The 17,059-nt window shown below is 68.4% G+C and carries 20 protein-coding genes and 1 tRNA gene; 11 read left to right on the top strand and 10 right to left on the bottom strand.

Annotated elements, in window-relative coordinates; translation table 11 throughout:
• Positions 1-98: 98 nt before the first annotated feature.
• The 3 genes from nusG to AC4D2R_RS00895 form a co-directional block, all read right to left on the bottom strand.
• Positions 99-923, bottom strand: coding sequence for a transcription termination/antitermination protein NusG (nusG, locus tag AC4D2R_RS00885; protein ID WP_490936578.1), 825 nt, complete (start codon positions 921-923; stop codon positions 99-101).
• Between the two features lie 72 nt (positions 924-995).
• The gene (gene secE, locus AC4D2R_RS00890) at positions 996-1,259 is read right to left on the bottom strand and encodes a preprotein translocase subunit SecE (RefSeq protein WP_490936580.1); all 264 of its coding nucleotides are present in this window, start codon (positions 1,257-1,259) and stop codon (positions 996-998) included.
• A gap of 151 nt (positions 1,260-1,410) precedes the next feature.
• A tRNA-Trp gene (locus AC4D2R_RS00895) sits at positions 1,411-1,483 on the bottom strand.
• 241 nt (positions 1,484-1,724) lie between these two features.
• On the opposite strand from AC4D2R_RS00895, the gene AC4D2R_RS00900 reads away from it, so the two are divergent.
• Positions 1,725-2,951: a pyridoxal phosphate-dependent aminotransferase gene (locus AC4D2R_RS00900; protein ID WP_490936582.1), complete on the top strand. Its 1,227-nt coding sequence runs from the start codon at positions 1,725-1,727 to the stop codon at positions 2,949-2,951.
• 37 nt (positions 2,952-2,988) lie between these two features.
• On the opposite strand, the gene AC4D2R_RS00905 is transcribed toward AC4D2R_RS00900, so the two are convergent.
• Together AC4D2R_RS00905 and AC4D2R_RS00910 are read right to left on the bottom strand one after the other, a co-directional pair.
• Positions 2,989-3,666: a LuxR C-terminal-related transcriptional regulator gene (locus AC4D2R_RS00905; protein WP_490936584.1), complete on the bottom strand. Its 678-nt coding sequence runs from the start codon at positions 3,664-3,666 to the stop codon at positions 2,989-2,991.
• Complete coding sequence (locus AC4D2R_RS00910) at positions 3,656-4,945, bottom strand: ATP-binding protein (RefSeq protein ID WP_490936586.1); 1,290 nt, start codon at positions 4,943-4,945, stop codon at positions 3,656-3,658. The genes AC4D2R_RS00905 and AC4D2R_RS00910 overlap by 11 nt, the downstream gene beginning before the upstream one ends.
• A gap of 124 nt (positions 4,946-5,069) precedes the next feature.
• On the opposite strand from AC4D2R_RS00910, the gene AC4D2R_RS00915 reads away from it, so the two are divergent.
• From AC4D2R_RS00915 to AC4D2R_RS00935, 5 genes are all read left to right on the top strand, one after another.
• Positions 5,070-6,647: a PspC domain-containing protein gene (locus AC4D2R_RS00915; RefSeq protein WP_490936588.1), complete on the top strand. Its 1,578-nt coding sequence runs from the start codon at positions 5,070-5,072 to the stop codon at positions 6,645-6,647.
• Complete coding sequence (locus tag AC4D2R_RS00920; protein ID WP_490901225.1) at positions 6,644-6,910, top strand: hypothetical protein; 267 nt, start codon at positions 6,644-6,646, stop codon at positions 6,908-6,910. Before AC4D2R_RS00915 ends, AC4D2R_RS00920 begins: the two co-directional genes overlap by 4 nt.
• Before the next feature lie 32 nt (positions 6,911-6,942).
• Complete coding sequence (locus AC4D2R_RS00925) at positions 6,943-7,185, top strand: PspC domain-containing protein (protein WP_490936590.1); 243 nt, start codon at positions 6,943-6,945, stop codon at positions 7,183-7,185.
• Between the two features lie 102 nt (positions 7,186-7,287).
• Positions 7,288-7,965 carry a hypothetical protein gene (locus AC4D2R_RS00930; protein WP_490936592.1) on the top strand — a complete coding sequence of 226 codons (678 nt, stop codon included), beginning with the start codon at positions 7,288-7,290 and terminating at the stop codon, positions 7,963-7,965.
• A gap of 20 nt (positions 7,966-7,985) precedes the next feature.
• Complete coding sequence (locus AC4D2R_RS00935; RefSeq protein WP_490936594.1) at positions 7,986-8,615, top strand: GNAT family N-acetyltransferase; 630 nt, start codon at positions 7,986-7,988, stop codon at positions 8,613-8,615.
• 39 nt (positions 8,616-8,654) lie between these two features.
• Here AC4D2R_RS00935 and AC4D2R_RS00940 read toward each other — a convergent pair whose 3' ends face one another.
• Positions 8,655-9,380 (bottom strand): SDR family oxidoreductase, encoded by a 726-nt coding sequence (locus tag AC4D2R_RS00940; protein ID WP_490936596.1) that lies wholly within the window; start codon positions 9,378-9,380, stop codon positions 8,655-8,657.
• A gap of 385 nt (positions 9,381-9,765) precedes the next feature.
• On the opposite strand from AC4D2R_RS00940, the gene AC4D2R_RS00945 reads away from it, so the two are divergent.
• From AC4D2R_RS00945 to AC4D2R_RS00955, 3 genes are all read left to right on the top strand, one after another.
• The gene (locus AC4D2R_RS00945) at positions 9,766-10,071 is read left to right on the top strand and encodes a DUF4193 domain-containing protein (RefSeq protein ID WP_490936598.1); all 306 of its coding nucleotides are present in this window, start codon (positions 9,766-9,768) and stop codon (positions 10,069-10,071) included.
• Between the two features lie 48 nt (positions 10,072-10,119).
• Entirely contained in the window at positions 10,120-10,242 is a 123-nt protein-coding gene (locus tag AC4D2R_RS00950; protein WP_120164674.1) for a ribosomal protein bL36, read from the top strand.
• Between the two features lie 92 nt (positions 10,243-10,334).
• A complete protein-coding gene (locus AC4D2R_RS00955) occupies positions 10,335-11,117 on the top strand; it encodes a carotenoid biosynthesis protein (protein ID WP_490936600.1) in 783 nt (260 codons plus the stop codon).
• Between the two features lie 13 nt (positions 11,118-11,130).
• Here the strand turns inward: AC4D2R_RS00955 and AC4D2R_RS00960 are convergent, their stop codons facing one another.
• Entirely contained in the window at positions 11,131-12,567 is a 1,437-nt protein-coding gene (locus AC4D2R_RS00960) for a phytoene desaturase family protein (protein WP_490936602.1), read from the bottom strand.
• A complete protein-coding gene (locus AC4D2R_RS00965) occupies positions 12,564-13,430 on the bottom strand; it encodes a UbiA family prenyltransferase (protein ID WP_490936604.1) in 867 nt (288 codons plus the stop codon). Before AC4D2R_RS00965 ends, AC4D2R_RS00960 begins: the two co-directional genes overlap by 4 nt.
• A 219-nt stretch (positions 13,431-13,649) precedes the next feature.
• On the opposite strand from AC4D2R_RS00965, the gene AC4D2R_RS00970 reads away from it, so the two are divergent.
• Positions 13,650-14,675 carry a 6-phosphofructokinase gene (locus tag AC4D2R_RS00970; RefSeq protein WP_490936606.1) on the top strand — a complete coding sequence of 342 codons (1,026 nt, stop codon included), beginning with the start codon at positions 13,650-13,652 and terminating at the stop codon, positions 14,673-14,675.
• A 68-nt stretch (positions 14,676-14,743) separates the two neighbouring features.
• Positions 14,744-15,460, top strand: a complete 717-nt coding sequence (locus tag AC4D2R_RS00975; protein WP_490936608.1) for a GNAT family N-acetyltransferase — start codon at positions 14,744-14,746, stop codon at positions 15,458-15,460.
• 63 nt (positions 15,461-15,523) lie between these two features.
• On the opposite strand, the gene AC4D2R_RS00980 is transcribed toward AC4D2R_RS00975, so the two are convergent.
• Positions 15,524-15,916 carry an ankyrin repeat domain-containing protein gene (locus tag AC4D2R_RS00980; protein WP_490936610.1) on the bottom strand — a complete coding sequence of 131 codons (393 nt, stop codon included), beginning with the start codon at positions 15,914-15,916 and terminating at the stop codon, positions 15,524-15,526.
• On the bottom strand, positions 15,913-17,004 hold the full coding sequence (ygfZ, locus tag AC4D2R_RS00985; protein ID WP_490936612.1) for a CAF17-like 4Fe-4S cluster assembly/insertion protein YgfZ: 1,092 nt from the start codon (positions 17,002-17,004) through the stop codon (positions 15,913-15,915). Before ygfZ ends, AC4D2R_RS00980 begins: the two co-directional genes overlap by 4 nt.
• Between the last annotated feature and the right edge of the window lie 55 nt (positions 17,005-17,059).

The raw sequence follows: 17,059 nt of genomic DNA on the forward strand, positions 1-17,059 counted from the left end.
GGAGCGTCCCGTGGGTTGGTGGTCACCATGGCGTGATGACCGGCCGTTCCTTCCCCAGCTAAGCGGGCCCGGGAGAAACGAAATCTTGTTCCCAGGTCCTACTGGATCTTGGTGACCTGGCCGAACGACAGGGTGACTGGGGTCTCGCGTTCGAAGATCGAGACAAGTACTACCAACTGCTGCGACTCCGGCTTTATTTCGGAGATGGTGGCGGGCAGCGTCTCGAACGGTCCTTCGTTGACCGTGACCGATTCGCCAACCTCGAAGTTGACGGTGACCGGGCTCGACTGCTGCTTCACGGGCTTGCCCGACTCGGCATCGGTGTGGACCACGGTGTGCTCGAGCATCGAGAACACCTCGGCCAGGCTCAGCGGCACCGGGTTGTGTGCGTTGCCGACGAAGGCGGTGACGCCGGGGGTGTGCCGGACGGCTCCCCAGGACTCGTCGGTGAGGTTCATGCGGACAAGGACGTAGCCCGGGATGCGGACCCGGTTCACGATCTTGCGCGTCGTGTTCTTGATTTCGACGACCTCTTCCATGGGGACCTGGATTTCGAAGATGAAATCCTCCATGTCGAGGGTCTGGATGCGCGTCTCGAGGTTGGCCTTAACCCGGTTCTCATAACCGGCGTAGGAGTGGATAACGTACCAGTCACCCTCCTGCCTGCGCAGCTTCGCCTTGAACGCCTCGATCGGGTCCTCGGCAGGCGCTTCTTCGGCGGCCTCAGCGTCGGTGGCTTCCCCGTCGGCGTTCTCCGCGTCGGCGTCTTCGCCGTCGAGCTCGGCCGTTTCGGCGTCGAGGGTCTCTGCAGGCGCGTCGGCTTCGGCCAGGCCGTTGTCGAAGCCCGCCTCGACTACCTGACCCTCGTTGTCCAGACCATCCTCTTCAGTTGTGATCTGCCGTTCGAGTTCTTGCTCGGACACCTAGCTGCCTGCTTTCTGATTTCTTCAGCTTTGTATTGCTTGGTCTCTGCCGTGAATGGGGTCTTGCCCGGTTCAGCTTTCGCCGTCTCCGAACACCCAGACCGCGCCGGACCCGAACACGAAGTCCAGCCCCGTGACGATGAGCATCATGAGGACAACGAAGGCCAGCACCGTGATGGTGAACCGAATCAGTTCCTGCCGGGTCGGTGTGACGACTTTCCGCAGTTCGGCGATGACCTGACGCACGAACAGGGTGATCCGCGCGAAGAACCCGCGCTTGGGTGCCTCCTTGCGTGCGGGGCTTCCCTTTGAGCTGCTCGCGGCCGTATCGGTCACTTCAACCTCATCAATCTGTTTGGGTTCCCGCCGGACCGCCGATCCGCGGCTCCGACTGCTGATGCGTCCTGCCGAGCAGATCCGCTGCCTGTACCGGAACTTCGTGATGTTCTACTGCCGCACCGCCGCTTACTGCTGCGACGGTTACGCGCAGGGCAGACAGGACTCGAACCTGCAACCTGCGGTTTTGGAGACCGCTGCGCTACCAATTGCGCCACTACCCTAGGAACTGAACCACCATGCGGTCCTCCGCTCACCACTTCCGAAGAGGCGTTTCGCGGGCACGAACCATTCTGGTGATATCAACACCGAGGATCAAGTCTACGCAATCACCGCCGGAGAGTCGAACCGGGCCGGGCGGGCGGCCACCGGAGCGGGCCGTAATGGCATGCCGCGTGCTGCATAAAACGCCTAAGCTGGGGTCCGGACATACTTCTGCAGACGGAACGGGACAGAATGAACGCGATGACCAACGACGCCCTGCGCCTGGCGCTTCCGCGGGTTTCCCGGCGGGTTTCAGCGATTGCCGAGTCGGCGACCCTCGCCGTGGACGCAAAGGCGAAGGCGCTGAAGGCGGCAGGGCGGCCGGTGATCGGCTTCGGCGCAGGCGAACCTGACTTCCCCACCCCGGGCTACATCGTCGACGCGGCGGTCGACGCCGCACGCCAGCCGCGTTTCCACAGGTATTCACCCGCCGGCGGCCTCCCCGAGCTGAAGGAGGCAATCGCCGCGAAGACCCTGCGCGACTCCGGGTATTCGGTGGAGCCGTCCCAGGTCCTTGTGACGAACGGCGGCAAGCAGGCGGTCTACGAAGCGTTCGCGGGCCTGCTTGACCCTGGCGACGAGGTGCTCGTGCCGACTCCGTTCTGGACCACCTACCCGGAGGCGATCCGCCTCGCAGGCGGGGTTCCGGTCGAGGTGTTCGCCGGTCCCGAGCAGGGCTACCTTGTCTCAATCGAGCAGCTCGAAGAGGCGCTCACCCCGCGGACGAAGGTGCTCCTCTTCGTCTCGCCGTCGAACCCGACGGGGGCGGTGTATCCCGCGGAGGCCGTTCGTGAAATCGGCGAGTGGGCAGCCGAGCGCGGGCTGTGGGTGATCACCGACGAGATCTACGAGCACCTGACCTACGACGGCGTCCCGTTCACGTCGATCGCCGCCGCCGCGCCCGCCCTCGGCGACAGGGTGGTCATCGTCAACGGGGTTGCCAAGACCTACGCGATGACCGGCTGGCGGGTCGGATGGATGATCGGGCCCAAGGACCTGATCAAGGCCGCGACGAACCTCCAGTCACATGCGACGTCGAACGTGGCGAATGTGTCGCAGATGGCGGCGCTGGCTGCCGTTTCCGGCCCGCTCACCGCCGTCGATGAGATGAAGGTGGCCTTCGACCGTCGCCGCCGCGCCATGGTGGCGGGCCTTAACGCCATCGACGGCGTCGAGTGCCCCACTCCCCACGGTGCCTTCTACGCCTACGCGGACGTGCGCGGCCTGCTGGGCCGCACCCTGGCGGGAACCACGCCGCGGACATCGGCCGAGCTCGCGACCCTGATCCTCGAGCAGGTCGAGGTTGCAGTGGTTCCAGGTGAGGCCTTCGGCCCGAGCGGCTTCCTGCGGCTTTCCTACGCCCTCGGGGACGAAGACCTCGCCACCGGGGTCGCCCGGCTCCAGGAGTTCCTGGCCGGGGCGAAGTAGCGCCGCCGGCCGGGCGGGGGCAGTACCGCCGGGAGCCCTAGAGCAGGCGCCGCTCGGCGGCCCAGCGGGTGAGCTCGTGCCGGGACGACAGCTGGAGTTTCCGCAGCACCGCCGAGACGTGGGTTTCAACGGTTTTCACCGAAATGAACAGTTCCTTGGCCACCTCCTTGTAGCTGTAGCCACGGGCGATCAACCGCATCACCTCGAGTTCGCGGGCGGAGAGCCGGTCCAGTTCGGTGCCGGCGGAGGCGACGGCGGCCGTCCCGAACGCGTCAAGGACGAACCCGGCAAGCCGCGGGGAGAAAACGGCGTCGCCGGAGGCGATCCTGAACACGGCGTCGGAGATTCCCGCACCCGAGATGGTCTTTGTGACGTATCCCCGGGCGCCGGCACGGATCACCGCGACGACGTCCTCGGCCGAGTCGGACACGCTCAGGGCGAGGAACCGCGTTGAGGGACCGATCTCCCCGCAGCCGGCGATCACCTCCGCTCCCCCGCCGCCTCGGCCTCCCGGCAGGTGCACGTCGAGCAGGACGACGTCGGGCCGGCGGGCCTTGATCACCTCCACCGCCTCCTCGACCGTTGCCGCTTCACCGACGACACAGATCCGTCCGTCGAGGTCGGAGCGCAGGCCGGACCGGAAGATGGCATGGTCGTCGACGACGACGACGGACACTCCTGTTGGCGCTTTACTGGCTACGGGCTCATCCGTCATGGTTCCGGGTCTCCTGTTCGGGCATCTTCAAGTGGACTTCGGTCCCGTCAGGGCCGGAGCGGATCGATGCGGTTCCGCCGTGGCGCTGCATGCGGGTGGTGATCGATTCACGGATGCCGAGGCGGTCCGCCGGCACGGCCTGGAGGTCGAACCCGGTTCCGCGATCCCGGATGAAGGCCTCCGAACCGTCGGTGCCCGCCTCAAGGTACACCGAGACGGTGCCGCCGGCATGTTTTGCCGCGTTGAGCATCGCCTCCCGGGCCGCCTGCGCCAGGGCCTCCTGCGCCGACGTCAACGGCGCATCACCCACAGCGACCACCTCCACGGGCTGCCCGTAACTGTCCTCCACCTCTCCGGCGACGGCACGGATACGCTCGGCGAGGTTGCCGGAGCGGGCCGCGGGGTCGGCGTAGAGCCAGTGGCGGAGCTCGCGTTCCTGGGCGCGGGCCAGGCGGACGACGTCCTGCTCGGAGGCGGCGCGGTTCTGGATCAGAGCCAGGGTCTGAAGCACCGAATCGTGAAGGTGCGCGGCGATTTCCGCCCGGGCGGCCTCCCGAACCCGCCCTGCCCTTTCGGCTTCGAGATCCCGCCAGAACCTCAGCGCCCACGGTGCCATGACCAGCGACACACCGGCGAGGACTGCACCGGTGGCAGCGAGGGTTGCCCAGGTGAGGTCCCACGAGATCGATCCGGACACCATGACGAGGACGCCGAGGACAACGAGAGCCAGGCCCAGCAGGAGCCGGGCCAACCCCATGGCCCAGTTGGCACCGGCCTTGTTCATCAGGCCCTCGCGGCGCGCGTCGTCGAGTTGGCTCCATGCCAGCACCGCCCCCACGCCCGCCGCTCCGATGGGAACGATCTGGCCCCACCGGACGGCAACGCCAAGTTGCTGGGCGGTCAGCACAGCGGCCAGGAGCAGCAGGACGGCGCCGAGGAGCAGCTCTTTGCGCCCAGCGCGCAGGCGGCCGTACCGCCGAGGCAGTTCGGCGCTGCCGCCACGCACCGCCCCTTCGCCGGTACGGGCCACCGGAGGGGCGGTACGGGCCGCCGCGGGGGCGGTGAGCGGAAATGGGGCGGTGGCGGCCACGAGGCGGTCGGATGACATCGGCACGAAGATCCACAGCCACGCGTAGAGGAACACCCCGGCCCCGCCGGTCAGGGCCAGCAGGACCATGACCACGCGCACAACGCGCAGCGGCACGCCGAGATGGACGGCCAGTCCGCCGCAGACGCCGGCCACGAGGCCGTCGGGCGAACGAAGCAGGGGCGGTTTCATAGCTCAATCCAAGCACGCCTTCACCGTTCAGGGGGGCCCGGAGCGTCGAATCAGGGGTTCCCTCAGGGGCTTTTCAGGGCGGCCCCCGATAGCCCGGCCGGCGGGGCGCTGGAAGGATCGAAGCATGACTTCCGAACCGCCCCTTGATCCACTTCCTCCGCAGTCCGCCGGTGATGACGCCGAGGGGCGCGTCACCGCACCGGCGGACGCCTCCGCCGGCGGCGGATACTCCGCCCGGGCAGGGTCCACCGCAGTACCCCCTCCCCGGCCCGCGCCGTCCTCCGGGGGCGCGTTCTTTGACAGGATGCGTTCGCTCCAGATCACCCGCACACCCGACCGCTGGATCGGCGGGGTTGCAGGGGGCATCGCCTACCGGACCGGGATCGATGTGATCCTGGTGCGCGGCATCCTCATCGTCCTCGGAATCTTCGGCGGAATCGGCGTGCTGCTGTACGGCCTGGCATGGGCGCTGCTGCCCGAACCCGACGGCCGGATCCACGTCGAATCGGCTGCCCGCGGCAACTGGACCGCGGGGATGACCGGGGCGGTGCTCGTGACGATTGCCGGACTCTGGCGGCCGAACCTCCCGTTCCTCGGCGACAACGACGGGGCGCGGGTGGTCCTGACCCTGGTTTGGATCGGCGCGGCCGTCTTCGCCGTGTACTGGGCGCTCTCCTCCTCATCACGCAGGACCCGCGCCCAGGGCGGTGGAGCTCCGGTCTTCCCGGGGTCATCGGGAGCGATGGGCATGACCCAGCAGTTCCCGGCCTCCGCCTACCAGACTGGGCAGCCTGGTCCGGAGCAGTATCCGGCGACCGAGACCTTCCCCGCCGGCCCGCCGCTTTCGGCCGCTGCCGGATTCGCGCCGGCCGCTGGCGGTTTCCCGCCGGCGGGCACCGGTTCCACGGGCTACCCGCCCGTCGACTACACCGCTCCCGGTTATCCGCCGGTTGACTACCTCGGGTCGGGATCGGTGCCCCCGGGAGCGATGCCGCCGGTCTTTCCCCCGCCGCGCCCGGTGCCTCCGCCGCGGCCGCAGACCCCTGGCCCGACCGGAAGCGTCGTGGCGCTGGCCCTCGGCGCGGCAATGCTCGCCGTCGGAACAATCCTGGCCCTCGACTACGCGGATCTCATCGACTTGGACGGGACAGTGCTCCCTGTCGCGCTGGCGGCGGGGGCCGCCGTCCTGGGCATCGCCATCGTGGCCCTTGGCTTCCTCGGACGCTCCTCGGGGTTTGTCGGTTTCGTCGCCGGCGCCTGCGTGTTTGCCGCAGCGGTTTCGTCAGCCGTGGTCTCGGCCAACTTCGGAGACGGAGCAACCGTCGTCGGAAGCAGAACCACGCTCTCCGCGGCGTCGGTGCAGGGTGCCGAGGACGGGTACACCGTTGTGGCCGGTGACAGCACTATCGACCTGCGCGGGCTCGGGGACCTGAGCGGAGACGTGGTGATTCCCGTGCGGGTGCTGGCGAGCGATGTCGAGTTCCTCATCCCCGACGACGTGCCCGTCGAAGTCCGCTCCCGCCTGGCCCTGGGGTCGGTGCGGACCGGCGAAGGGGCGGCTGCCACGGTGTATGAGGGATTCTGGCGGCCAGGAACCAGCGAGCTCAACGAAAACGCCGACGGCCCGTCGATCATCCTCGAGGTCGGCGGCGCCGCCTCGCAGGTCCGGGTGTCACAGAACCAGAATGGAATTGAACAATGAGCACCTCCGAGAAATCAGCAGCAACACGCCGTATCCGGACGGGAACGGTTGTATGGGGCGGAGTGATTCTCGTGGTCGCTGCCCTGATCCTTGTCTCGCAGCTGACCGGCATCCGGTTCGATCTGGGAATCGTGCTCCTCGGCCTGCTCATCGGCGCCGGCCTGGCCCTGGTGCTGGGCGGCATCTCTTCGATGACGCGCCGCCAGTCCCGGGGCGCCGACAGGGATGCCGACAGGGACGATACTGAATTCACCAGCTTCTGAATCAGCTCCACCTCAACGAAAGGCTCACAGCCATGGATACCTTCTTCCGGGTCCTCCGCTCCTCCCCCGTCCGACGCGCCCCGGGAGGCATGTTCGGAGGGGTCGCCTCGGGAATCGCGGCGAAATACCACTGGCCGGTGTCCTACGTTCGCATCGGGATCCTGCTGAGCTTCCTGCTTCCCTTCGTGGGCCTTCCGACCTACGTCATCCTGTGGCTCCTGCTTCCCAAGACCGACGGGACAATCGCCCTCGAACAGCTCGTGGGCCGGCGCTGACCCGGCCCCCAGGGAAAAGGCCCGGTGCGGAGCATCCGCACCGGGCCGCTCCCTGCCCGGTGGTGCGGTGCGGCCGCGCGGCCGGGGAACTACGATGATGCCGTGGAGCCCCTCTTCGAATTCGCCGGCAGCTACTGGTGGCTCGTATTTCCGCTGAGCGGGGTCTTCGCCGCATGGGGCAGATCCTGGTCAAAGGCGAACGAGCGCCGGCACCAGCGCAAGGTCGAGCTGTACACGCTCAGGCATCAGGGCGAAAAGGACCGGCAGGCAAGGATCGGCGAAGTTGAGGCCGTTCTGGCTGCGCACGACGCGGTCAACAAGCGGTGGCTTGACTATGAGCTCGACGTGGGAAAACTGATCGACTTCCCGATGATGACCGACGTCCGCGAACCGCTCACCGTGGCGTTCCTGCGGGCCAAGCGGGAAGCGGACGCAATGCGGCCCGCGGAGCCGGACGCGCTCGACACCCGCGACTTCGCCGCGTACCGCTCGGCAGTCAACGACTACGACGTGGCCTTCCAGATCGCCGAAGCCGAAGCCCGCCGCGTGAAGGATGCGGCCTTCACCGGGCCCGAGCGCGTCCGGCTCGCCCGGGCCCGGAAACTGATCACCCTCGCCATGGACGGTGCGGCCAGCGCGGCCGAACGGCAGACCGCGTACCGGCGGGCGCGCAGGGAGCTGGACGGGCTGATCGTGCTGCCCGAGAGGGCCGTCGCCTCCCTCGAGGCGAAGGTGGCGCGCATGCTCGACGAAGGCCCTGGCTCGTCAGCCGCCGGATGACGCCCTAGGCTACGGACATCATGGCTGAAGGAACGATGCCCGGACCGGTCCTCTTTCCAACCCAGCCCACCCTCGTGGGTCGGTTGTGCACGCTTCGCCCGTTCACCGCCGACGACATCGCCGGGATGGGACCGATCCTCGCCGACCCTGAAGTGCTGCGCCTCACCGGCAGCGTCGCCTCCTCCGCCGAAGCGGCGGACCGGGCGCGCAGCTGGGGCCGGAGCCGACGGCTTGATGACGAGACGCGCCGCTGGTACGAGACCCGGGGCGCCCGGAAGGACCGGCTCGACCTGGCCGTCGTGGACAACACCACCGGGTGCTGCGTGGGCGAGGTCGTGCTCAATGACTGGCGCCCGGACGAAAACGCCTGCAACTTCCGCATCCTGCTGGGTCCGGCGGGGAGGGACCGGGGCATCGGCTCCGAAGCGACGTCCCTCCTGCTCGGACACGCCTTCGCTTCGACATCCCTCCACCGGATCGAACTTGAGGTTTACGCGTTCAATCCGCGCGCCCGACGCGTCTATGAAAAGGCAGGCTTCACGATGGAAGGCACACTGCCGGGCGCCCTCCGGTTCGACGGCGAGCCCATCGACGCAGTCACAATGGCGGCGCTCCGCCCGGACACGAGCGCCCGCGTAAGCGGGGCCTGAAACAGGCCGGGCGTTCGCTCCGGGCCCGCGCAGTTACACCTAGCCGCCCGCGAGCGCTCGAACGGTGATGCCCGGGTACAACTGCGAGAGATCGCCCGCGAGCGCCTGCCGCACATTGCGGGTGAGCTCACCGAAGAGCACCTCGGGCTCCCCGTCCTCGATTGCGTCGAGGGCATCCGATGCAACCTCCGCAGGGTCGGACTTCTCCGCGTCAGGAACGTGCGAGGCCATGTCGGTGTCCATCCAGCCGACATGCAGCGCGGAGACGGCGATGCCCTTGGGTGCGAGCTCTTGCCGGGTGGAGTTGGTCATCGCCCAGGAGGCAGCCTTGGCGGCGCTGTAGGCGCCGACATTCGGAAAATGCGCCCACGACAGCACCGAGAGCACGTTGAGGATCGCCCCACCCCCGTTGGCTGTAATGATCGGCGCGAAGGCGCGGGTCACCTCAAGGGTGCCGAAGAAGTTCGTCTCGAGCTCCTGGCGCACATCAACCATCGAGCCGTCGATGACGCTCGTGGGGGTGAGGATTCCCGCGTTGTTGATCAGGATGGTGGCATCCTGGGCCGCAGCCGCGGCCGCCGACACCGTGCCCGGGTCGGTGACGTCAAGGATCACGGGAACGACGCCTGGCTGGCTGACCTCGATCCCTGAGCGGGAGGCGGCATAGACCTTGACCGCTCCACGTGCGAGGAGCTGGTCCACGAAGTGGCGGCCGAGGCCGCGGTTGGCGCCGGTAACGATGACGGTTGAGCCCTGGATACGCATAAAAAGCCTTCGATTGGGAAACAAGTCCCAAAAGGCTACCATCAAGTCCTAAATTAGTACTAGAGATGTGCGTCACCTGCTTTTACGGATTGACCGCCAACGAGATGAAGCCCGCGCAGAGGATGAGGTGAACGCTTCCCTGAAACCGCGTGGCCCGCCCGGGCGCCACCATTAGCCTTGGCCGCCTTCTTTCCCGTGATGCAAAGCAATGATGCATTTCGGTCCGAAACGCTGCCTGCCGCCGTCGGAATCAGCGGCCCGCCTGCCCTTCTACGGCACCGGAAGGGCCCTGCGCCGCCCGGGAATTCCGGCGGGCTTCAGTCCGTTATGGAGGGCACGAGGTCCGTCGTTCCTGGTCTCGTTCTTGAAGGAGAAAAAGCACTTTATGGCAACCGATTACGACGCCCCACGCGTCAGCCAAGAAGACCAGCCGGTCAATGAGTCACTCGAGGCGATCAAGGCCCAGCGCAGCGCAATCACGCAGACGGCAGTGATCGACATCGAAGAGATCGACCTTGCCGACGGGTTCGACCTGCCTGGAGCAGACCTTTCACACGAAGAGCTGCAGATCCAGGTCGTTCCCCAGCAGGACGATGAGTTCACCTGTATGTCATGTTTCCTTGTCCACCACCGCAGCCAGCTCGCACGCGTGCATAACGGAGCGAAGTACTGCTCCGAGTGCGAAGGCTGAGTTCGGCCCACACGCCCGGTTCAACAACCCCGATCCAAGGAGCACAGCATGAAGGTACGCAATTCCCTGAGGGCGCTCAAGGCGATCCCGGGCGGCCAGATCGTCCGCCGTCGTGGACGCACCATGGTCATCAACAAGAAAAACCCCCGCATCAAGGCCCGCCAGGGCTGATCCGGGGTTCGGGCCGGCGCGCGGCGGGCGCGCCGGCCGGTTTTGAACCGCCGCTGCTGCTGTGGCGGCAGCCAACCTGCAACGATGGGTAAATGCCCACCCCTGCCCGCTCCCGCCGTTTCCCGCCCCTCCTGGCCGCAGCGTGTCTGTTCCTGCTGGTTTCGGGGTATTTCGTGGTCCGCTTTCCCGGCGCCCCCGGCGCCGATGTGGCGTCCTACTTCTTCAACCTGCTGATCGCCCTGCCCTCGTTCATCGCGCTGTTCCGCCAGCTCGGTGCGGGCCGGGCCGCGGCTGCCCTGGCAGCCGTCTCGGTTTTCGGCTATCTCATCGAAGGCTTTGGAGTGGCATCAGGGTTTCCCTACGGCAGCTTTTCCTATGGCGATCCCCTCGGGCCGAAGGCGTTCGGCCTTGTCCCCTTCCTGCTCCCCCTCTCGTATGTTCCCCTCGTCATCGGAACCGCCGCCGCCTTCGCCGGCCGGCTTCCGCTGCTGAGGGCCATCGCCGCGTCGGCCGTGCTGCTGGTCCTCGTCGACGGGGTGCTCGACCCGGGTGCCGTCTCCCTTGGGTTCTGGACCTGGGCTGACGGCGGACCCTACTACGGGGTGCCGCTGAGCAACTACGCCGGCTGGCTGCTCTCGGGATTGTGCGCCGCGGCGATCCTCATCCTCATCGGCGGCCGCAGGCTCAGCAGCGGCACGGTTCGGCCGGGGCTGCTCGACAGCCTGCTGCTTTCCCTGAGCTTCTGGCTCGGTGTTTCGATCTTTTCGTTCCTTGTCTTCCCTGCGGTGCTGGCTGCCGTGCTCCTCGCCTTCCTGATCCGGCGGCGCGCCCTGCTCGCGGCACCGGACCGCATACCGTCGTCAAGCCGCACCTGACCGGCGGAACCGCTCACCGGGAACGGGCCAGGGACCGCAGCAGCCTTTCCGTCGACATCAGCGCGCCGCCAAGGACGGCGGGCAACCCGCCGCCCGGATGGACCGAGGCGCCCACGCGCCAGAGCCAGGGCCGGCGGGGCGACCACTGGGCGGGAACGTGGAGGGGTCCGCTCATCCAGGCCGGGCGGAGCGCCCCGTACAGGGCCCCTCCCGCCGAACCGGCTTCGCTGAAGTAGGCGGGGTCGATGAGCGCCTGCTCGGCGATATAGCCGGAAAGCGGCTCTGGCAACCCGAGGACCGTTGAGACGCGGTCCATCTCCCGGGCGGGAAAGGCATCGCTTGCGGCGTAGGAGCGGGCGTTGGCCGGGCAGGTCAGCAGCAGTGCCAGGGTGGGCGCCGAGTTCGGGTAGACCTCGCCCGCCGGGTAGTAGTTGGCGAAGGCCATCGTCTGGTCGGGTTCTTTCCCGGCCTCGAGCCGGGCGTACAGCTCCCCCGGCTCATCGGGCAGGATGACGCCGTGGCGGGGCGTCCCCTCGGGCAGCGGGCGCTTGAGCACCGCGTAGAGGCCCACCGCGGAACAGGAAAGCCGGCGGGGCGCCCGCGGCGTCCTTCCCCGCAGGAGCCCTGACAGGCGCTGCGCATCGATACCCGCGACGACGGCGTCGGCCGGGTAGGTTCCGGTGCCGGTCACCACCCTGCGCCGTTCGATCCTTGTCACCGGCTCCCCGACGCGGACGTCCACTCCCGCCGCTTCCGCAAGGCGCCCGAGCGCCTCAACGAGTTCGTAGACGCCCCCGCGCGGCACCCACACGCCGTCCTGCGCCATGATGGCCGGCATGCTGGCGTAGAGCGCGGGGGTGCGGGTGGGACTCACCCCCGCGTTGAGGGTGTGGATGGCGATGACCTCCCGCAGTCCGTCGGGCAGCCAGGTCAGGCTGTCGAGGTAGCTCTGCGTTGTCAGCCGGCGCCCGTACAGCGTGGCGAGCCGGCGGAGCGCCGGGTAGGCGGCCGGCGCAAGAGGCTCGGTGGTCAGCAGGCGGGTGACGTCCCCGCCGAGGCTGCCGTGGAGCGCGGAAAACCGTTCCCAGGCCGCGTGCCACGGATGTCCGGGCGGCACCGGCAGCGGGCACGACTCGCCCCGGAGGTAGTAGCGCCCGACTTCCGGGAGCTGTTCGAGCCGCAGTGCCGCGGTGCGCTCCGCGCTGGCGGCCGGCGCATCGGAGGCGGCGGCGTATCCGTCGATGCGCCGCAGCAGTTCGGCCCATACGGCGGGGAAGGTGAACAGCGACGGACCGGTGTCCATCCGCTGCCCGGCGAGCACGATGCGGCGGCTCTTCCCGCCGATGGTCGGAGCCGCCTCGAGCAGTGTCACCGAATGGCCGGCGCTTCCGAGCAGGGCGGCCGAGGCGAGGCCTCCGATGCCCCCTCCGACAACGACAACCCGGCTCACGGGTAGATTCCGAGCAGGAGGGCTCCGGTGAGCTGGATGCCCGCAACCGTTCCGGCAATGTAGGGGAAGGCGATTGACCAGCGGTACAGCCGGTGCCCGGTTTCGGGGGACGGCGAGCGCAGCAGCGAGATGACAAGCCAGCCCGCGATCGCAAGGTTCACCGCGGCGACCGGAAGGCTGACGAGGGCGAAGAGCCAGGTCGAGGCGAGCCACCAGCAGCCGCTCCAGGCCACGACGCCGCCGGCGCCGAGCCGTACCGCCGTGGTGCTGATTCCGGCCGCACGGTCCTCCTCAATGTCCTGGACAGCGTCGAAGGTGTGCTTGGCGGCGCTCCAGGCCATGAGCCCAAGGGCCGCGGGCCAGGCCGGTGCCGCGCCGAGGGCCAGCGGCACAAAGACCAGGGGGAAGGCGTAGGCGGCGTTGCTCAGCGAGTCGAGGAAGGGCCGCGCCTTGAACCGCAGCGGCGGCGCCGAGTAGAAAACGAAGATTCCAACGTAAAGACCCACCCACAGCAGGGCCGCGGCGGGCAGGGTGAACAGGAAGTAGGCCAGGAACGGGGCGTTGGTGAGGAGCACCGCGAGCCAGATCGGCCGGACCTCGCTGGAGCGGATCCGGGCGCCTTCGAGGGAACCCTTGCGCGGGTTGAGCGCATCGGTGTCCTGGTCGAAGATGTCGTTGACCCCGTAGATCAGGAGGTTGAACGGCAGGGTGAGCCAGATCAGGAGAACGGCCGCTTCCCAGCGCCACAGCTCCCCGGCCAGCCACATGCCGACCACCCCGGTGCCCAGGGTATTGATCCACAGCACGGGCCTCGAAATGGCCGCCATCCTGCGTACGGTGGGCGCGATCCCGGTGTTGGGCACGAGCGGAGTCCTCCTTGGGGTACGGGCCGGCGGGTGTATCGGAGCGGAGGACGGCCCGGGCGGCGCAGCCGCCTCTTCCACCGCAGCCACCGCGGCACTGCGTTGTTCTCCCCGCGCAGCGTCAGCAACACCGCAGGACATCCCTGTGTCTAGAATCATAGGTGAGCCCGACGGCGCGCTCCGCGATGACCCGTCCACCACGCTGAAGGAATGTAACCAATGAAGATCGGAATTCTCACCAGCGGAGGCGACTGCCCTGGACTCAACGCAGTGATCCGGGGAGCGGTGCTCAAGGGCATACGCACTCACAACCTTGAGTTCGTCGGCTTCCGCGACGGCTGGAGGGGAGTTGTCGAGGGCGATACCATCGACCTGCCCCGGCAGGCGGTGCGCGGCATCTCGAAGCAGGGCGGCACCATCCTCGGCACGTCGCGCACCAACCCCTTCGAGGGCAACGGGGGGCCCGACGCCATCCGGGCGACGATGGAGTCCCTTGGCATCGACGCGATGATCGCCATCGGCGGCGAGGGAACCCTTGCCGCCGCCAAGAGGCTGACCGACGCGGGCCTGAAGATCGTCGGAGTGCCGAAGACCGTCGACAACGATCTCGACGCCACCGACTACACCTTCGGCTTCGACACCGCCGTGCAGATCGCCACCGAGGCGATCGACCGCCTCCGCACCACGGGCGAATCGCACAGCAGGTGCATGATCGCCGAAGTCATGGGCCGCCACGTGGGGTGGATCGCACTCCACGCGGGAATGGCCTCAGGCGCCCACGCCATCCTCATTCCCGAGCAGCAGACAAGCATCGAGCAGATCGCCAAGTGGGTCACCGAGGCCAACGAACGCGGGCGCGCGCCCCTGGTTGTTGTCGCCGAGGGGTTCGTTCCGGCCCATCTTGAGCAGGCGCACTCGGAGCGCGGGCTTGATACCTTCGGCCGGCCCCGGCTGGGCGGAATCGCCGACCAGCTTGCACCGGAGATCGAGGCGCGCACGGGCATCGAGACCCGTGCCACGATCCTCGGCCACATCCAGCGCGGCGGGGTTCCCTCCTCCTTCGACCGGGTCCTCGCGACGCGGCTGGGCATGGCGGCAGTCGACTCGGTTGTCGACGGGTTGTGGGGCACGATGGTTTCCCTCCACGGCACCGAGATTGCGCACGTCAATTTTGAGGACGCCCTGGGCAAGCTTAAGCGGGTTCCCCAGCACCGCTACGACGAGGCCGCGATCCTCTTCGGCTGATCCCGCGGTCCTCGTCCGCTGATACCGGGGCGGCGCCGCGCCCCTTCAGCCCGTGCTAAGTTGCGCTCATGGAACTGGATCCTGGAACCGTGGCGATCATCCAGTTGGCATGGTCGCGGCTGCTCCACCTCGACGATTCGGCGTTTGCCGGGGAGCACTCCGAGCGCATCATCCACGTCGATGACACGGCCGACCGGCTGAGCTTCCTTACCCTGTTCGGCAAGGAGGCCCTGGTCGGCCCGGCATGGGCCGTCGCCGCCGCACGTGACCTGCCGGCTCGGGAGCTGAGGAGGCAGTCGGTGCTCTTGGCGATGACCCGCCACCGGGGCGGCCGCGGGCTGGGCGAGGCGCAGCTCTACTACTGCGATGCCCTCCCGCCGGTGGACCCGCACCGCGACGCGGCCGTCACCAGCGAACGCCAGTTCGTTGAGGCACTTGAGCAGCAGTGTCCGTCCGACGACGTTGCCGAGGCGGGCCTTGGCGGGCTCGAACACCGATTCGTCCTTGTCGACGACACTCAACCCGACGAACCGGAACCGCTGGCCGGCGCCGGCTACGAACCCTGGGCCGGCATCCTCGCCCACCTGAGCGTGCTCACCGCCCCGCAGCACCGCGGACGGGGCTTCGGGCACCGGATTGCAGCCGTCGCCGTCGAAGAGGCAATGGCTGCGGGCTTCATCCCGCAGTGGCGGGCCCGGACCGACAACACATCGTCGCAGCGGGCGGCCCGGCGTGCCGGTTTCGAGTACGCCGGAACCCAGACGGGCGTTGCGCTCAACGCCTAGCCAGCGTGCTCCCGGAACCGCCGCACCCAGACCCCGGAAGGCGGCTGCTGTGCCCGGTTCCGCTCAGCCGAACAGGTCGGAGAGTTCCCTGCGTCCGAACATTTCGGCCGCCGCGCGGGCTGTTGGGGTGCCGGCGTCGGGGTCGGCACCGGCGGCATGGAGGATCTGCGCCGTGCTCGTGTGGCCCTTGAAGACGGCCCCGGCCAGCGGGGTCTGGCCGCGGTCGTTCACCCGGTTGACGTCGGCGCCGCGGGCAACGAGGTCGCGCACCAGTGCCGGATGCCCGTTGTAGGCGGAGAGCATCAGCAGCGTGTCCCCGGCGGCGTTGGTCAGGTCAGCGGGAACGCCCGCGTCGAGGTAGCGGGTCAGCGTCGCGGCATCGCCCTGGCGTGCGGCGTCGAAGAGGGCTGCGGCAAGGGCGAAGGCGGCCTCGGCGCCGGAATCGTCCTGGCTCACCGCGGGCTCCGCAGGAATCCGCTGGCGCGGCCGACAACCTGGCCGGCGTCGGGGGCGACGATGACCTCCTGGGCCGCCGCGTAGGCTTCGTCGGCGCCCTGCACCAGCAGGTCCACTGACGGGTCGACGGAGCGCTTGATGACGGCCAGGGCGATCGGGCCCATTTCCCAGTGGTGGGCCACGGAGGTGATGCGGCCGACCGTCCGCCCCTCGAGCATCACCTCGCTGCCGCGCTCGGGCAGGGTGTGCTGACTGCCGTCGAGGTGGAGGAACACGAGCCGGCGCGGCGGGTGACCAAGGTTGTGGACGCGCGCCACGGTCTCCTGGCCCTTGTAGCAGCCCTTTGCGAGGTGCACCGCGGTGCGCATCAGGTCAAGTTCGTGCGGGATGGTCTTGTCGTCGGTCTCAAACCCGTTACGCGGACGCCACGCCGCAATCCGCAGCGCTTCGGCTGCGAGCATCCCGGCGGGCTCCATCCCGGGAAGGGACGTGACGGCGTTGTAGAGGTCCTCCTGCGGCAGGAGGTATTCGAACCAGGGCCGTTCCCGACCGGGGTGGGACTGCTCCTCGAGCACCGAGTACCGGAACCCTCCGGGTGCGACCTCGGGCCAGGGGTCCTGCCACACGACGCGCCCGGCGAACTCCTCGACCGGCCGCACTGATCCCACGACCGCCCAGTCCGCTGAAACGTCGGCGACCTCAACCCGCAGCATGAACTTCATGCGTTCGAGCCAGGCAGTGAGCGCCGGCGCCTCGGCACCCTCCACTATGAGCCAGGCGGTGGCGCCGTCGTCGATGATCCGGGCGAAGTATTCGATCCGGCCCTGCACGGTGAGCAGCAGTGTCTCTGAGCTCTTCCCGGGCTTCAGGTCGAGGAGCAGCTGGGAGGAGAGGGTGTTGAGCCAGCTCAGCCGGTCGGGCCCTGCCACAGTGACGACCCCGCGGTGGGAAAGGTCGACCACCGCCGAGCCCTGGGCGAGCATGCGCTGCTCCCGGAAGGGGTCGCCGTAGTGGGCTGCGACCGGCTGGTCGGGCTCGCCGCCGGGAACCGCGCCGGGCAGGCCGAGCAGGGGGCTGGTATAGGTCATGTGGATGTAACGCCTTTCACGCGGTGCTATTCCCTGGCGGAGGCCGGGAGCGCGG

The organism is Arthrobacter sp. TJ-217 (assembly GCF_058269255.1).

Excerpts from the sequence above, each read along its gene's own strand:
- AC4D2R_RS00900 (WP_490936582.1), top strand. The coding sequence starts at position 1,725 with ATGACCAACGACGCCCTGCGCCTGGCGCTTCCGCGGGTTTCCCGGCGG.
- AC4D2R_RS00905 (WP_490936584.1), bottom strand. The coding sequence starts at position 3,666 with ATGACGGATGAGCCCGTAGCCAGTAAAGCGCCAACAGGAGTGTCCGTC.
- AC4D2R_RS00910 (WP_490936586.1), bottom strand. The coding sequence starts at position 4,945 with ATGAAACCGCCCCTGCTTCGTTCGCCCGACGGCCTCGTGGCCGGCGTC.
- AC4D2R_RS00915 (WP_490936588.1), top strand. The coding sequence starts at position 5,070 with ATGACTTCCGAACCGCCCCTTGATCCACTTCCTCCGCAGTCCGCCGGT.
- AC4D2R_RS00920 (WP_490901225.1), top strand. The coding sequence starts at position 6,644 with ATGAGCACCTCCGAGAAATCAGCAGCAACACGCCGTATCCGGACGGGA.
- AC4D2R_RS00925 (WP_490936590.1), top strand. The coding sequence starts at position 6,943 with ATGGATACCTTCTTCCGGGTCCTCCGCTCCTCCCCCGTCCGACGCGCC.
- AC4D2R_RS00935 (WP_490936594.1), top strand. The coding sequence starts at position 7,986 with ATGGCTGAAGGAACGATGCCCGGACCGGTCCTCTTTCCAACCCAGCCC.
- AC4D2R_RS00940 (WP_490936596.1), bottom strand. The coding sequence starts at position 9,380 with ATGCGTATCCAGGGCTCAACCGTCATCGTTACCGGCGCCAACCGCGGC.
- AC4D2R_RS00945 (WP_490936598.1), top strand. The coding sequence starts at position 9,766 with ATGGCAACCGATTACGACGCCCCACGCGTCAGCCAAGAAGACCAGCCG.
- AC4D2R_RS00950 (WP_120164674.1), top strand. The coding sequence starts at position 10,120 with ATGAAGGTACGCAATTCCCTGAGGGCGCTCAAGGCGATCCCGGGCGGC.
- AC4D2R_RS00955 (WP_490936600.1), top strand. The coding sequence starts at position 10,335 with ATGCCCACCCCTGCCCGCTCCCGCCGTTTCCCGCCCCTCCTGGCCGCA.
- AC4D2R_RS00970 (WP_490936606.1), top strand. The coding sequence starts at position 13,650 with ATGAAGATCGGAATTCTCACCAGCGGAGGCGACTGCCCTGGACTCAAC.
- AC4D2R_RS00975 (WP_490936608.1), top strand. The coding sequence starts at position 14,744 with ATGGAACTGGATCCTGGAACCGTGGCGATCATCCAGTTGGCATGGTCG.
- ygfZ (WP_490936612.1), bottom strand. The coding sequence starts at position 17,004 with ATGACCTATACCAGCCCCCTGCTCGGCCTGCCCGGCGCGGTTCCCGGC.